The following is a 15,248-nucleotide window of genomic DNA, read 5'->3' as shown; positions in this document are numbered from 1 at the left end:
TGCTTCGCGAGCGAAGGAGCACTTCGCAGGAATGCGCGAGTGCAAGTTATCAGCAGTTGAGGTGAATTACCGCGTGGCAATTACCGCGCGGCCGAAGTTCGGCCCTACTTTTACCCGCATGGTTGAGAAGGATTCGACGGCGCGGACCCGGGAACTGGGCCACCGCATGAAGGCGTTCCGGCAGCGCAGGCACTTCAGCGGCGCCGACGTCAGCCGCCGTAACGGCTGGTTGCAGAGCAAGGTCACGAGGTGGGAACAGGGGTTGCGGGAGTTGTCCGTCGTGGACGCGGCGCTGTACCTCGCGACCTGCGGTGAGGCGGAGCCCGAGCGTGACCTGCTGCTGGAGCTGACGCAGCCCGGCAACGACCTCTACTGGGTGCGGCCGTACTTCGACGAACTCGTCGATCCGGTGAAATCCCTGATGATCCAAGAGGAACTCGCGCATACCGTGGTCCGTTACGAGTCGCTGACGCTGCCCGGACTGCTGCAGACCGAACCGTACGCCCGCACCGCCTACGAGCTGATCGGCAACCGCGGCCAGGCCCAGCTGGACGAGGTCGTCAACGCCCGGATGGACCGGCAGAAGCTGCTGCGGCGGGATCGTCCGCCGCGGTGCCGGTTCTACGTCCACGAGCGCGCGTTGCGTTCGGTCGTCGGCGGCCCCCGGATCATGCACGAGCAACTGCTCCATCTCGTGCTGTCCGCGAATCTTCCCTATTGTTCCATTCGCATTGTCCCGGAATCGAACGAAGTGAGCAGGGCGATCGAGAATTCGTTCACCATCATGGAATTCGAGGAGCATCCCGCGGTGGTGTACACGGATTCCTATGCGGCCGGAGTGTTCATCGACGACCGGGTGGCGGTCGAAGCGTACTATTCTCTTGTTGCGCGACTGGAAAGCGATACCCTGACCGAGGAGAAGTCGCGTCAGACGCTCGCCGCATGGGCGGACAGGTACGACCGGATGGACGAGTGACCGATCGGGGTTTCCCCGCGCCTCTTCCTGGGGTAATCCTTCCGGGTAGCCGACGGGAAGGAGTTCGTGGTGACGAAGACGCAGGGCGGGGCCCCGGTCGCCGAAGCCGAGATCGAGCGGAAGTACGACTTGGCGGCCGACCGGCCGATCCCGCCGCTGGTCCCGGCCGGTCCGGTGACGAACCAGGCCGAGCCGAGGGTGGACGTGCTCGACGCCACCTACTTCGACACCCCGGACTTCCGTCTCGCGCAGGCCGGGATCACGCTGCGACGGCGCCTCGGCGGGAAGGACGAGGGCTGGCACCTCAAGCTCCCGGTCAGTGAGGACAGGCGCGAGGAACTCCGTCTCCCGCTGTCCGGCAAGCCGGGCAAGGTGCCCGGCGCGCTGGCGAGACTGGTCCGCGCGCATACGCTCGGCGCCAAACTCGTCCAGGCCGCGCATCTGCGCACCGAGCGCACGTCGTACGCGTTGCTCGACGCGCGGGGCCGGGAACTCGCGACGCTGACCGACGACGTCGTCACCGGCGAGGCGGGCGGGGAGAAGGCGCACCTCGACCGCTGGCGGGAGATCGAGATCGAGCTTTCGCCCGGTGCCGATCTCGAAGTGCTGGAAAGCCTCGACGAGGCCGTCGTGAAAGCGGGTGCGGAGCGGTCGCGGTGGCCGTCGAAACTCCGGCGGCTCACCGACGACCTCGTGCCGTCGGCAGGGAGACCGTCCGGCTCGGTGCTGGCCGACTACGTCACCGAGCAGCTGGACGCCTTGCGCCGCAACGACATCGGGGTACGCCGGGACGTCGAGGACTCAGTGCACCAGCTGCGCGTCGCCAGCAGGCGGCTGCGGAGTGCGCTGCGGACGTTCCGGCGCTCGCTCGACGACGGCATCGCGAAGGGTCTCGCCGCCGAGCTCCGCTGGCTGGGTGGCGAACTCGGTCCGGCGAGGGACAACGAGGTGATGGCCGATCGGCTGCACGACGAGGTCAAGGCACTGCCCTCGGAGCTGGTACTGGGCAACGTCGAACAGCTGATGACCCGGCATTTCGCGCGCGAGGCCGAGGAGGCCAAGACGCGGGCCATCCGGGCACTCGACAGCAAGCGGTACACGGATCTGTTGCGAGCGCTGGAGAAGCTCGCCGCCAAACCGGGGAAGATCAAGGACGGCAAGAAGGAACTACGCAAGGCGGTGGTCCGTTCGGATCGGAAGCTGCGTGGGGCCGTTTCGACAGCGCGCGGGCTGGCGCCGGGTGCGGAGCAGGACGCCGCGTTGCACGAGGTGCGCAAGAAGGCGAAGCGCGCCCGGTACGCCGCCGACACGGTCCGCCCGGTGACCGGCAAGAAGCTTCGAAAATGGCAAAAGAACGTCAAGGCAGTGCAAAGCACACTCGGCACGCACCACGACGTCGTGGTCACCAGGGAGGTCCTGCGGCTTTTGGGCCTCCGCGCCTACGCCGAAAGCGAAAACGCTTTCACCTATGGCCTGTTGCATGGCCGTTCTGTCGCCACCGCTGCGGCCGCGCATCGTCGTTTCGACGGCGAATGGCAAGCGGTACGTAAAGGTTCTCGCCCGAAATGGCTTCGATAGGGACTGCCGGGGTTGACCTCTCGCCGCTGCCGAGTACCGTCTTGGGGACTTGGTGGTCTGGAGAGAGGCGCCCCCAATGTTGCCTGGCCAGCGCGTATCCGGCGAATCGCCGCCACTGGCCGTGTCCACCAGCCGTCGGACCGACGGCGCTCTCGTCCTCACCGCGGTGGGGGAGATCGACGCGGCCACGGTCGGGCGGTTCCGCACCGAACTCACCGGAGCGTGCGTCACGGCTAAACGGGTGATCGTCGACCTGTCCGGTGTCGGATTCCTGAGTTGCGCCGGGCTGCACGCACTCGAAGAGGCCAATGCCGCGTCCCCGCGGTTTTCGGTGGTCGTGAAGACCAACCTCGTGCTGCGGATCCTGGACGTCAGCGGGGTCGGCGCCTGCCTCGACGTCCGGAGTGACGTCGAGGACGCGCTGATCTAGGCGCCTGACCCGGGCCCGGTCAGCCGTCGAGTTCGACTTCGTCGGCCTCGACGTCCGGCAGCAGGCCGCGCCACCGCGGGTTGCGCAGGCAGCCCGCGTCGGTCCAGCCGCCGAAGACGACCTCGCCGACGATGCTCGGCCGCGACCAGCGTGCGTCCCGTGCCTGCTTTTCCGGTACGGAGTCGAACGGGGATGTCTGGCGTTCCAGGCGGAAGAGCCGCTGCGACAACACCTCCAGTTCGTCACCCGCGAATCCGACACCGACGTTCCCGATGTATCGCAAGCCATCTTCGTGCGGAACACCCAGAAGCAGCGAACTGAACGTGCCGGCGCGACTGCCGCCACCCGGCCGCCAGCCGCCGAGCACCACCTGCTGGACCCGGGTGCCGGTGATGGAAAGCCATTCCCCGGTACGTCTTCCGGGGTGATACGTCGAGTCGGCACGTTTCGCGACGATTCCGGCGAGTCCGTGTTCGCGGGCCGCCCGCGCGACCGCGCCGCCGTCGCCGATGTAGTGCCGGGGGACCTGCCAATGCGGACCGGCGAGACCGAGTTCGTCGAGCAGTTCGCGGCGCCCGGCGTACGGAAGGTCCAAACAGGACCGGCCGTCGAGATGCAGGAGATCGTTCACGAGATAGAACGCCGGATAGCGCGGGGTGAGCCGTTTCGCGGAGCTTTTCGTGGCGCGTGCCCGGTGCCCGAGCCCGTCCGCGCTCGGCTTCCCTCCGTCGAAGACGACGATTTCCCCGTCGAGAAAGGTTTCGGTGGCACCGAGTTGCTCGCCAAGCCCGCGGAATTCGGGGTACAGCCCGGTGACGTCGTCGCCGGAATCGTCGTAGGCGGTGATCCTGCCCCCGGACACGCGGACCAGCGTGCGACGTCCCGACCAGTCGAACTCGTAGGCCCATTCCGCGTCTTCGCCGGTTGAGGGGAGACGGCCGGGTTTCGTCAGCATCGGGGCCAGGAAAGGAGGGAGTTCCTGGCGCCCGGGTTCGGCCGGGTCGAGCCGTTTGAGCAGCCAGCCGCGATCGTGCGAGTCCTTCTTCACGTTCAGGAACAGGTACTTCCCGCGCGCCCGCTCCCCGTGAAAGACGACTTCGACCTTGTAGTCGTTGAAGTGCAGCGTTTCGTAGCGGCCGGTGTCCCAGATGGTCATGGTGCCGCCGCCGTATTCACCGGCCGGTATCTCACCTTCGAAGGTGAGATACTCCATCGGATGGTCTTCGGTGTGCACGGCGAGACGTTCGACGTCCGGCGACAGCGGCAGGCCTTTCGGCACCGCCCAGGAGACCAGCACCCCGTCCCGTTCGAGACGGATGTCCCAATGCAGGCTGCTCGCGTGGTGTTCCTGGATGACGAAGAGATCGTCCGATCCCGTGTCACCGTCACGTTCCGGAATAGGTTCGGGGGTCCGCCCCGGTTTGCGCTTACGGCGGTATTCGCCGAGTTTCTCCGCCATGGTCGGCCAGCGCACCCCTCTCCGGATCCGGTCCCGCAAGCCTAGCGCCGTTCCCGCTCCGTACGCGTGGCGAAGGCCCCCTTTCCCACTGTGAGAGTAGGGAAAGGGGCCTTCGCCGGGTTGGTTCAGTCCGTTTCGGCGAGTGCCTCCGCGAACTGGGCGGCATAGAGCCGGGAGTACGCGCCACCGGTGAGCAGCAGCGTTTCGTGATCGCCCTGTTCGACGATCGAGCCTTCCTCCATCACGAGGATGACGTCCGCGTCCCGGATGGTGGAAAGCCGGTGCGCGATGACGAAACTCGTCCGTCCTTCGCGCAGCGAATTCATCGCCCGCTGGATCAGCACTTCGGTGCGGGTGTCGACCGAACTGGTGGCCTCGTCGAGGATGAGGATCGCCGGTTTCGCCAGGAACGCCCGTGCGACGGTGATCAGCTGTTTCTCACCGGTGCTGACCGTGCCGCCCTCGTCGTCGATCACCGTGTCGTAACCGTCCGGCAGGGTACGGACGAACCGGTCGACGTGGGTCGCCTTGGCGGCCTCGACGATCTGTTCCTGCGTGGCGCCCGCGGAACCGTAGGCGATGTTCTCCGCGATCGTGCCGCCGAACAACCACGCGTCCTGCAGCACCATGCCGGTTTTGGACCGCAGGTCCTCGCGGTCCATCTCGGCGATGTCGACGCCGTCGAGGGTGATCCGGCCGCCGTCGAGTTCGTAGAACCGCATGAGCAGGTTGACCAGCGTGGTCTTGCCTGCCCCGGTCGGCCCGACGATGGCGACGGTATGCCCCGGATCGACGGTGAGGGACAAGTCCTCGATGAGCGGGGTGTCCGGGGTGTACCGGAACGACACGTGCTCGAACTCGACCTGACCGCTCACCTTCTCGACCCGCGCCGGATCGGCGGGCTCGGGCTCCTGCTCGTCGGCGTCGAGCAACGCGAAGACCCGCTCCGCGGACGCGACACCGGACTGCAGCAGGTTCGCCATGCTGGCGATCTGCGTGACCGGCTGGCTGAACTGCCGCGAGTACTGAATGAACGCCTGGACGTCGCCGAGCGACAGCGTCCCGGACGCGACACGGAGCGCGCCGATCACGGCGACCAGCACGTAGCTCAGGTTGCCGATGAACATCATCGCGGGCTGGATCGTGCCCGAGATGAACTGGGCCTTGAAGCTCGCGCCGTAAAGCGTGTCGTTGTGCTCGCGGAAGACCTCTTCGGCCTCCTCGCGGCGGCCGAACACCTTGACCAGCGAGTGACCGGTGTACATCTCCTCGATATGCGCGTTGAGCCTGCCGGTGGTCGACCACTGTTTGATGAACTGCGGCTGGGCCTTCTTCCCGATCTTCGCAGCGACGAACACCGAGGCAGGCACCGAAAGCAGCGCGACCAGCGCCAGCAGTGGCGAGATGACGAACATCATCGCGAGCACGCCGACGACCATCAGCAGTGACGACACGATCTGCGCCAGCGTCTGCTGCAACGACTGCGCGAGGTTGTCGATGTCGTTGGTGGCCCGGCTCAGAACCTCGCCGCGAGGCTGGCGGTCGAAGTAGCTCAGCGGGAGCTTGGCGAACTTCTCCTCGATCCTCTCCCGCAGTTCGAACACCGCCCGCTGCACCAGGTTCGTGGTCAGCCTCGCCTGCAGCAGCGCGAAGAACGACGCCACGATGTAGAGCAGCAGCACCCACATCAGGACCTGTCCGACGGCGTCGAAGTCGATCCGCTGGCCAGGTACGAAGTCCATTGCCGCGAACATGTCGGCGCGGGTGTTGTCGCCACTCGCCCGCAGCCCGGCGATGACCTGTTCCTTGCTCACCCCCGCCGGCATGTCCTGTGCGACGACGCCCGCGAAAATGAGGTCCGTCGCCTTGCCGAGGATCTTCGGGCCGATGACGCTCAGCGCGACACTGGCGATACCGAAGACCATGACGCCGTACAACACGGCGCGCTGGGGTTGCAGCAGCTTCAGCAGCCGCTTCAGGGAAGCTTTGAAGTCCAGGGCCTTTTCGACCGAGGGCCCGCCCATGAAGGCGGCGGGGCCACGGCCGAAGCCGCCACCGCCGGGGCCGGGTCCCCGTGCCGCGCTCGCGCGTTCGCCCGCGGGTTTGGCCGGGGCGTTCGCGGTGTCGGATTCGGTGGATTCGGGCGCGCTCATCAGGCGGCCTCCTGCTCGGTCAGCTGGGACAGCACGATCTCCCGATAGGTTTCGTTGTCGTCCATGAGTGCGGTATGCGTGCCGGTGCCGACGACGCGGCCCTCGTCGAGCACGATGATGCGGTCGGCGTGGCGGATCGTGCTGACCCGCTGCGCGACGATCACCACCGTCGCCTCGGCGGTCTCGGCCACCAGCGCGCGCCGCAGGGCGGCGTCGGTCGCGTAGTCGAGCGCGGAGAAGGAGTCGTCGAACAAATAAATCTCGGGGCGGCGCACCAGCATGCGTGCGATCGCGAGCCGCTGCCGCTGCCCGCCGGAGACGTTGGTGCCGCCCTGTGCGATGGGGGAGTCGAGCCCCTCGGCCATCCGTTCGACGAACTCCTTGCCCTGCGCCACTTCCAGCGCGTGCCACAGTTCCTCGTCGGTGGCGTCGGCCTTGCCGTAGCGGAGGTTGCTCGCCACCGTCCCGGCGAACAGGTACGGCTTCTGCGGCACCAGCCCGACGGCGTCGGACAGCACGGTCGGATCCAGTTCCCGGACGTCGACGCCGTCGACGCGCACCGAGCCGTCGGTGGCGTCCATCAGCCGGGGGATCAGGTTGAGCAGCGTGGTCTTCCCGCTGCCCGTGCTGCCGATGATCGCGGTGGTCTCACCCGGCCTGGCCAGCAGCGAGATCTCCTGCAGCACCGGCTGCTCCGCGCCGGGATAGCGGAACTCCACATCGGACAGTTCCAGGTGGCCGTGCACCTCGCCGGGGCTGACCGGGTTCTCCGGCAGGACGACACTGGAGTGCGTGTCGAGCACCTCGGTGATGCGCTCGGCGCTGACCTCGGCACGCGGCACCATCATGAACATGAAGGTGGCCATCATGACCGCCATCAGGATCTGCATCAGGTACGACAGGAACGCGGTCAGCGCGCCGATCTCCATGCTGCCGCTGTCGATGCGGAGCCCGCCGAACCACAGGACGGCGACGCTGGAGGTGTTCATCACCAGCATGACGATCGGGAACATCAGCGCCATCAGCCTGCCGACGATCAGCGAGACGTCCAGCAGTTCGGTATTGGCCTTGGTGAACCGGCGGCGCTCGTGGGTGTCCTTGACGAAGGCCCGGATCACGCGGATACCCATGATCTGCTCGCGCAGGATCTGGTTGATCTTGTCGATCCGCTCCTGCATCAACCGGAACGCCGGCCGCATCCGCGAGATGATGACGCCGACCGAGATACCCAGGATCGGCACCACGACCACCAGCAGCCATGAGAGCGTGACGTCCTGGTTCAGCGCCATGATGATGCCGCCGAAGCACATGATCGGCGCCGACACCATCAGCGTGAACGCCATCAACGTCAGCATCTGCACCTGCTGGACGTCGTTGGTGGTGCGGGTGATCAGCGACGGCGTCCCGAACTGGCCGACCTCGCGGGCGGAGAAGTCCTGGACCCGGTGGAAGATCGCGCCGCGGACGTCGCGGCCGACCGCCATCGCGGTGCGGGCGCCGAAGTAGACGGCGCCGATCGAGCAGGCGATCTGCACCAGCGACACCAGCAGCATCACGCCGCCGACGCCGAGGATGAAGTCGATGTCCCCCAGTACCACGCCTTTGTCGATGATCTCGGCGTTCAGCGTCGGCAAGTACAGCCCGGCGAGGGTCTGGACGAACTGCAGCAGCACGATCAGCCACAGGTCACGCCGGTATGGGCGCAGGTGAGTGCGCAACAGCTTGGTCAGCACAACGGTTTCTCCCCAGTGGTGGGTAGGGTGTAACTACTTCTTCGGTGACTTCACCGGTCCGGGTCCGGTAAGCGAGGGGACACCCGCCGAGGCTTCGCGCAAGAGGACCTCGACCGTTTCCAAGAACGGCTCCGCGCCGTCGTTGGTCAGCCAGTTGAAGAAAGCGGTCTTCACCGCGGACTCCACAATGGCCGCCATCAGCCGCGCGTTCAACGCGTTTTCCGTGCCGGCGCCCGCGCGTTCCAGAATCGCCTCGGCCAGCACCCGTTCGACGGTGGCGTGCGCCTTGAGGAACTCGCCGTGCACCGCCGGATGCAGGATCATCGACCTGGCGATCTTCACCGAATCGCGGTTCGGCTCGCCTTCCCGGCGGTAGGTCTCCAGCGTCGCGGTGGTGACCGCTTCCCACAGTGATTCACCGGGAGGTCGTTCACGCAGTGCCTCCCGCACCCGTTCCTGCCGTTCGACGACGAACGAGCAGATCGCCTCCTCCTTGCTGGAGAAGTAGTTGTTGAACGTGCGCGGTGAGACGCCGACGGCGCTGGCGATGTCCTCGACACGGACCTGCTCGACACCCTTCTCCGCGGCGAGTTTGAGCGCTGCCTCGCTCATGGCTCGCCGGGCCGCGCGCTTCTTGCGCTCGCGCAGTCCGAGGGGGGCAACCGGGTCCGTGGTCATGACGACCAGGATAAGTAAAAGTTGCGCGCCACGCAAATTTATGCGCACTCCGCACTTTTCGGGCAGGACGTGTGGTTCGTGACACCGAAATTGAGCCGAATGGCCTAGTGCGCGTCGCTCACCAGCCGCAACGCTTTCGTTACCAGGTCACTGCCAGCGGTTGAACGGATGCCGGTTGTGGACACCGATTGTTCCGTCTGCTTGCATGGCCGTCGTTGTCACTGGGGAGTGCACGGGTCCGGGTACGCGAAGAGAAAGAAGTGGAAGCACATGGTGACGCGGGCTCGAGGCTTGCTTGACCGCTCACGGGTTCTTCTGGACCGCTCCCGGGTCGCCGCGGCGCAGTTCCTCGCCGCCCCGCCCCGGCACGCTTCTTCGGCATCACCCGCCGAACTGGTGACGGAACAGCGGCCTGCCGTGGAAGCGCCGGACGCCGGAGCGCTCGCCGGTGTCTGTTCCAATGTCGCGCTGCGCGACCTCAACCTGCTCGACCAGCTGCTCGCACAGCTGGAGACGATGGAGGCGGGGGAGGAGAACTCCGACCGCCTCGCCGAGCTCTACCGGCTCGACCACCTGGCGACCCGGTTGCGGCGCAACGCCGAGAACCTGCGTGTGCTCGCCGGTCGTGACGCCGACGACGCGGCCGCCGGTACCTCGTCAGTGCTCGACGTGATGCGGGCCGCGATGTCGTCGATCGACCATTACTCGCGGATCACGATCGGCCGGGTCGTCTCGCTCGGTGTCGTCGGTTTCGCCGCCGAAGACGTCAGCCGGATCCTCGCGGAACTGTTCGACAACGCGGCGAACCAGTCCTCGCCGAGTTCGCCGGTCAGTGTCAGCGCGCACCTCACCGAACAAGGGAGTGTGCTGATCCGCATTGAGGACGAGGGCATCGGCATGCCGCCGGAACGCCTCGTCGTGCTGAACGAACGACTGGCGGCCGGACCGGTACTGGACGACGATTCGGTGCGGCATATGGGACTCGCCGTCGTCGGCAGGCTCGCCGACCGCCACGGGATCACCGTCAAACTCGACCGCCGCACCCCGCACGGCACGGTCGCCACCGTGCTGCTGCCGGTACCGGTGGTCTCGGAACTCGCCGAGAAGCACTGGTCCGGCGCCCAGACCGTGGTGCTGCCCCAGGCGAGGATCACCAACGGGGCACCCGTGGTGACCTCTGTCGAGTCGCCGTCGGGGCTGCCGAGGCGCCGTCCGGCGCCGTCACCGGCTCCGGAGCCGGAATTGGAACGCAAACCCAGCCCGCGTCCGCGCACGGCCGTCCCGCCGCCCGCCGACGGCGGTACCACCGCCAGCGGTCTCCCGCGCCGGGTTTCCCGCAGTATCAGGACTTTGCCCGACGAACCGGCCCCGCCGACCACCCCGCCCGCCGACGCGGCGGACGGGCACGAGGCGCTGCTGGCCGACCTCGATGCCTTCAGCGACGGCGAGCGCGCCGCCCTCGACGACCGGCACGAGCGTGAGACCGGAGGAAACACCCAGTGACCGCCCAGGACGCGACCACGGATTTCACGTGGCTGCTCGACGATTTCGTGCGCAAGGTGCACGGCGCCAGTCACGCGCTGATCTTGTCCGTCGACGGTTTCCCTTTGACCGCTTCGGAAACGGTGTCCAGTGACGACGCCGAACAGCTCGCCGCCATCGCGAGCGGACTGCTCAGCCTCGCGGGCAACAGCGCCGCGCTGTTCGGCAAGGGCAACTGCGAGCAGATCATCATCCGGCTCACCCGCGGGTACTTCCTGTTCATGGGGATCGGCTCCGAGGCCGGGCTCGCCGTGCTCACCGAGCCGGAATGCGACATGAAGGTCGTCGCCTACGAGATGACCCAGTTCATCACCAACGCCGGTCACGCCCTCACCCCCGAGGTGCGAGCGGGACTCCGGCAGGTCCTGACCGCCCGTCGGCCGCAGGCCTGAAAATCCGGAGAAGGAAGGGATGACCGTGTCCAGCGACCAATCTCCGGACCGGCCCGGCAAGATGCGCAGCCGCAGAATCCGGCCATACGCGCTCACCGGCGGCCGGACCAAGAGCAGCCACCTGCTGCTGGTGGAGACCCTGATCTCGGTCCCGCGTTACGACCCGGCGCTGTCCGAGGCGCTGATGCCCGAATCGCGTTCGCTGTACGAGCGCGCCCGTGAGCGCTCGTCGATCGCCGAGCTTTCGGTGGGGCTCGACCTGCCGCTCGGCGTGGTCCGCGTGCTCATCGGCGACCTCGCCACCCAGGGCGCGGTCTTCGTGCACCCGACGGCCCACGCCTACAACCACGACACGAACGTGCTCGAGAGGATCCTCGATGGACTCAAGCGCCTCCCGGTCTGACGCCGATCTGCTGGCGATCTCCGCCAAGATCGTGGTCGCCGGTGGATTCGGCGTTGGCAAGACGACGTTCGTCGGCGCCGTCTCCGAGGTCCCCCCGCTGAGCAACGAAGCCTGGATGACCGAAGCCGGGGCCGGTGTCGACGAACTGGTGCCCCCCGGCACGAAGTCCACCACCACGGTCGCGATGGACTTCGGCCGGATCACCTTGCGTGAAGACCTGCTCCTGTACCTCTTCGGCACGCCGGGCCAGGCTCGGTTCTGGTTTCTCTGGGACGACCTCTCACGCGGCGCGCTCGGCGCGATCGTGCTGGTCGACACCAGCCGGATCGACCAGTCCTTCGCCGCGATCAACTACTTCGAGAACGACTCCGAGCTGCCGTTTATCGTCGCGGTCAACCAGTTCGAGGGGATGCCGGTGCACGACCTCGACGAGGTCCGCGACGCGCTCGCGCTGTCCGCGGACATCCCGCTGGTCACCTGCGACGCCCGCGACCCGAAGTCGACCGTCGCGACGTTGCGGGAACTGGTGACGCACACGCTGTCCCTCGCGGTGGTCTCCGGGCCGGGTCGCCGGCCCGAAGCACATTTTTCCGCTGAGGGCCCGTCAACTCCGTACGTCGGTTCGGTGGGCTGATTCTCTTTCTGGAGGAATGTCGAGGATGCGCAAGGTTCTGATCGTCGGTGCGGGGCAGTCGGGGTTGCAGCTGGCTTTGAGCCTGCTGGGCCACGACTACGACGTCACCGTGATGTCGGCGCGGACGCCGGACGAGATCCGGTCCGGCAAGGTGATGTCGACGCAGTGCATGTTCCACTCCGCGCTGCAGCATGAGCGGGACCACCGGCTGAACCTGTGGGAGGACGAGACCGTCCGGGTCGAAGGACTCGGCGTTTCGATCGCCGGCCCCGACGGCGCTGATGAGCCCTCGGCGGGGAAGCGTGCCTCGGGCAGGAGCCGCGTGCTGGACTGGTTCGGGCCGCTGGAGCACTACGCGCAGTCGGTGGACCAGCGGGTGAAGATGGCGAGCTGGCTCGAACTGGTCGAGGAGCGCGGCGGGAAGGTCGTCATCCACGGGGTGACCACTTCGGATCTCGCGCCGCTGGCGAAGCTCTACGACCTCGTGGTCATCGCGGCGGGCAAGGGCGAGCTGGTGCAGTTGTTCGACCGCATCCCGGAGCGCTCGCCCTACACCGAGCCGCAGCGGGCGCTCTCGCTGGCTTACGTGCACGGTATGGAACCCCGGCCGGAGCATCCGGACAAGGCCGCGGTGCGGTTCAACATCATCCCCGGCGTCGGCGAACTGTTCATGATCCCCGCGTACACGCTGAGCGGGAACTGCGACATCCTCTTCTTCGAGGGCGTCCCCGGCGGGCCGCTGGACTGCTGGGGCGACCGGCCGTCGCCGCGGGCGCATCTCGACCGGATCCTCTCGCTGATGAAGCAGTTCCTCCCGTGGGAGTACGAGAGGTCGAAGAACGCCGTGCTGACCGACGAGAAGGCGACGCTGGCCGGCGGGTACACCCCGGTCGTGCGGAACGCGGTCGGCAAGCTGCCCTCGGGCACCGTGGTGCTGGGCATGGCCGACGTCGTGGTCGCCAACGACCCGATCACCGGGCAGGGCTCCAACAACGCGAGTCATTGCGCGGCGTCCTATCTGGATTCCATCCTCGACCGCGGTGACAAGCCGTTTGACGAGGAGTGGATGACGGCGGCGTTCGACAAGTACTGGGAGTACGCCCAGCACGTGACGACCTGGACCAACGCGATGCTGCAGCCGCCGCCCCCGCATGTGCTCCAGATCATCGGCGCGGCGGGGGAGAATCCCGCCGTGGCGAAGCGGTTCGCGAACGGGTTCTCCGATCCGACCGATTTCCAGCACTGGTTCCTCGACCCCGCGAAAGCAGAGAAGTACCTGGCCGAAGCGTGATTTCCGGGCCGTGACCGTCCCGCGATCGGGTTCGCGGGACTGTCGCGGTCCGGTGTTTCGGGCTACCGTTGTTACCGAGCGTAAGTACGGTCGGTGACGGCGGTGGAGGTGCGACGCGATGCGTTCGATGTGGAAGGGCTCGGTGTCGTTCGGGCTGGTGAGCATCCCGATCCAGCTGTATGCGGCCACCGAGAACAAGAACGTCTCGCTGCGCCAGGTGCACGAGTCCGACGGTGGCCGGATCCAGTACAAGCGGTTCTGCACGATCGACGGCGAGGAAGTGCCCTACGCCGAGATCGCGAAGGGCTACGAACTACCTGACGGCGAGATGGTCGTGCTCACCGACGAGGACATGGCCGAACTGCCGCTGGCGTCGTCACGGGCCATCGATGTGCTCGAGTTCGTGCCGCTGGAGTCCATCGATCCGATCAACTTCGACAAGACGTATTACCTCGAACCGCAGAAGAACGCCATCAAGCCGTACGTCGTCCTGCGTGACGCCCTGCAGAAGGCGAGTCATGTGGCGATCGCGAAGGTCGCCATCCGCCAGCGGGAGGCACTGGCAGTGCTGCGGGTGCACAACGACGTCCTCATGATGACGACGATGCTGTGGCCCGACGAGGTCCGTGTCCCGGACTTCGGCTTCCTGCACGAGGATCCGCCGCAGGTGCGGCCCCAGGAACTGACGATGGCAGGCTCGCTGATCGATTCGCTTTCGGAGCCCGTGTTCGAGCCGGAGAAGTATGCCGACTCCTACCGCGAGGCGCTGGAGGCCATGATCGAGTCCAAGGCCGCCGGGAGCGACACGGCGAAGCCGAAGGCCGTGGGTGCGAAGGCGGACGTCGTTGACCTCATGGAGGCCCTGCAGGCCAGCGTGAGCGAGGCGAAGAAGAGCCGGAAGCCGGCCGCTTCCACGGCCAAGAAGGCCACGGCGGCGAAGAAACCGGCCGCGGGCAAGCGAACCCCGAAGAGCGCCTGACCCTCCTTTGTAGACTGTTGTACCGGTTTGGGTGTGCCCGGTCTCACCCAGCCGGGCGTCGCGACACGCCGCGCGTATCCCCGGTTCTGTCGGCCCTCGGTGGTAGTAAGGGCAATTGAGGAGAACCCGAACGCGGAAGGCGGCGTGAGCATGGAGTGCGTGTTCTGCTCCGGCGGACTCGACCACTGCCACGGCACCCTGGTCGTCCATCTCGACGGTGGCTTCACGGAATGCGGTGAGCCCGGCTGTGTCGATCTCGACTTCGCTCGGCACACCTTGACGATCGACTGTCTCGACGTCGACGGTCGCTGCGTCTGTGTGGAGACGCCTGCCGAGCTGTTGCTCCAGGCTTCTTGACCGGGGGCCAATACACTGCTTCGGCTGGATCGGCCCGATGGAGACCGATTGCCACCCGAAGGTGTATGCATTCGTGTACATCGTGGCCGGGAATGTGCTACCTATGACGGGGTCCTCCGGCTCTCCCTCCCCCTCGGAGCCGGGGGACCCCTAACTTTTCGGGCTGTGAAAAGACCGGTACCCGGCGTGAGGGGAACGCCGGGTACCGGTCTTTCAGCTGGTTCCGTGAGTGGGCTCAGAACCAGTGGGCGCGACCGCCGATGGCCTTCCCGGTGTTCCCGAGAACGGCCAAGATGATGCCGATGACCGCGAGCGCGATCCCGATCGAGTACAGAACGGGGATGCTGGCGATGACACCGATGACAATCAGGATGACGCCGAGAATGATCACGGGGGCACCTTCTCCTTCGTAGTCGCCCGGCGTGATGGGACCGCCGGGGTGTGGCTACTTAGGGGGTTCCCGCTTCACCCGAAAGAAAACATGGCATCTGGTTGCATTTTTCACGCATACGGCCTAGCGATGGTCGTGAGTGATTTGGGTCGCTCTAACGACCCAAAACACTCACGAGACCCGACCCGCTCGGTACCGGCGCCCGCGTGCTCGCCTGAGGTACAGGAAGGCCCCCTTCCTTGCGCCAGGCGC

General features: G+C 66.7%; 15 protein-coding genes. 10 read left to right on the top strand and 5 right to left on the bottom strand.

From position 1 onward, the window contains the following. The first annotated feature begins 118 nt into the window (after positions 1–118). The 3 genes from AB0M65_RS24350 to AB0M65_RS24340 all read left to right on the top strand — a co-directional run bounded on the left by AB0M65_RS24350 (position 119) and on the right by AB0M65_RS24340 (position 2,984). Positions 119–976 carry a helix-turn-helix transcriptional regulator gene (locus AB0M65_RS24350; RefSeq protein ID WP_364031616.1) on the top strand — a complete coding sequence of 286 codons (858 nt, stop codon included), beginning with the start codon at positions 119–121 and terminating at the stop codon, positions 974–976. A 69-nt stretch (positions 977–1,045) separates the two neighbouring features. Next, entirely contained in the window at positions 1,046–2,554 is a 1,509-nt protein-coding gene (locus AB0M65_RS24345) for a CYTH and CHAD domain-containing protein (RefSeq protein WP_364031613.1), read from the top strand. Between the two features lie 76 nt (positions 2,555–2,630). Further along, on the top strand, positions 2,631–2,984 hold the full coding sequence (locus AB0M65_RS24340; protein ID WP_364031610.1) for an STAS domain-containing protein: 354 nt from the start codon (positions 2,631–2,633) through the stop codon (positions 2,982–2,984). A 19-nt stretch (positions 2,985–3,003) separates the two neighbouring features. Here the strand turns inward: AB0M65_RS24340 and AB0M65_RS24335 are convergent, their stop codons facing one another. The 4 genes from AB0M65_RS24335 to AB0M65_RS24320 all read right to left on the bottom strand — a co-directional run bounded on the left by AB0M65_RS24335 (position 3,004) and on the right by AB0M65_RS24320 (position 9,007). After that, on the bottom strand, positions 3,004–4,458 hold the full coding sequence (locus AB0M65_RS24335; protein ID WP_364031607.1) for a DNA polymerase ligase N-terminal domain-containing protein: 1,455 nt from the start codon (positions 4,456–4,458) through the stop codon (positions 3,004–3,006). Positions 4,459–4,568: 110 nt separating this feature from the next. Continuing rightward, complete coding sequence (locus AB0M65_RS24330) at positions 4,569–6,596, bottom strand: ABC transporter ATP-binding protein (RefSeq protein WP_364031604.1); 2,028 nt, start codon at positions 6,594–6,596, stop codon at positions 4,569–4,571. After that, positions 6,596–8,329: an ABC transporter ATP-binding protein gene (locus AB0M65_RS24325; RefSeq protein ID WP_364031601.1), complete on the bottom strand. Its 1,734-nt coding sequence runs from the start codon at positions 8,327–8,329 to the stop codon at positions 6,596–6,598. The genes AB0M65_RS24330 and AB0M65_RS24325 overlap by 1 nt, the downstream gene beginning before the upstream one ends. A 33-nt stretch (positions 8,330–8,362) precedes the next feature. Beyond that, the gene (locus AB0M65_RS24320; protein WP_364031598.1) at positions 8,363–9,007 is read right to left on the bottom strand and encodes a TetR/AcrR family transcriptional regulator; all 645 of its coding nucleotides are present in this window, start codon (positions 9,005–9,007) and stop codon (positions 8,363–8,365) included. Between the two features lie 270 nt (positions 9,008–9,277). Between AB0M65_RS24320 and AB0M65_RS24315 the strand changes: the two genes are divergently transcribed. The 7 genes from AB0M65_RS24315 (at position 9,278) to AB0M65_RS24285 (ending at position 14,605) form a co-directional block, all read left to right on the top strand. Continuing rightward, on the top strand, positions 9,278–10,510 hold the full coding sequence (locus AB0M65_RS24315; protein ID WP_364031595.1) for an ATP-binding protein: 1,233 nt from the start codon (positions 9,278–9,280) through the stop codon (positions 10,508–10,510). Beyond that, positions 10,507–10,941, top strand: a complete 435-nt coding sequence (locus AB0M65_RS24310) for a roadblock/LC7 domain-containing protein (protein WP_364031592.1) — start codon at positions 10,507–10,509, stop codon at positions 10,939–10,941. Before AB0M65_RS24315 ends, AB0M65_RS24310 begins: the two co-directional genes overlap by 4 nt. Positions 10,942–10,960: 19 nt before the next feature. After that, the gene (locus AB0M65_RS24305; RefSeq protein ID WP_364031589.1) at positions 10,961–11,344 is read left to right on the top strand and encodes a DUF742 domain-containing protein; all 384 of its coding nucleotides are present in this window, start codon (positions 10,961–10,963) and stop codon (positions 11,342–11,344) included. Further along, a complete protein-coding gene (locus tag AB0M65_RS24300) occupies positions 11,319–11,978 on the top strand; it encodes an ATP/GTP-binding protein (RefSeq protein WP_364031586.1) in 660 nt (219 codons plus the stop codon). The genes AB0M65_RS24305 and AB0M65_RS24300 overlap by 26 nt, the downstream gene beginning before the upstream one ends. Positions 11,979–12,003: 25 nt before the next feature. Then, positions 12,004–13,269 carry a styrene monooxygenase/indole monooxygenase family protein gene (locus AB0M65_RS24295; RefSeq protein WP_364031583.1) on the top strand — a complete coding sequence of 422 codons (1,266 nt, stop codon included), beginning with the start codon at positions 12,004–12,006 and terminating at the stop codon, positions 13,267–13,269. Positions 13,270–13,387: 118 nt separating this feature from the next. Then, positions 13,388–14,248 (top strand): Ku protein, encoded by an 861-nt coding sequence (locus tag AB0M65_RS24290; RefSeq protein WP_364031580.1) that lies wholly within the window; start codon positions 13,388–13,390, stop codon positions 14,246–14,248. 150 nt (positions 14,249–14,398) lie between these two features. Next, on the top strand, positions 14,399–14,605 hold the full coding sequence (locus AB0M65_RS24285; protein ID WP_364031673.1) for a hypothetical protein: 207 nt from the start codon (positions 14,399–14,401) through the stop codon (positions 14,603–14,605). Positions 14,606–14,840: 235 nt separating this feature from the next. On the opposite strand, the gene AB0M65_RS24280 is transcribed toward AB0M65_RS24285, so the two are convergent. Then, positions 14,841–14,996, bottom strand: a complete 156-nt coding sequence (locus AB0M65_RS24280; RefSeq protein ID WP_167480014.1) for a DUF6131 family protein — start codon at positions 14,994–14,996, stop codon at positions 14,841–14,843. Positions 14,997–15,248 lie beyond the last annotated feature (252 nt).

The organism is Amycolatopsis sp. NPDC051071 (assembly GCF_040682875.1).
Taxonomy (GTDB): domain Bacteria; phylum Actinomycetota; class Actinomycetes; order Mycobacteriales; family Pseudonocardiaceae; genus Amycolatopsis.
Note: the sequence above shows the minus strand (reverse complement) of the source record. Positions and strands in the feature narration are given on the sequence as shown.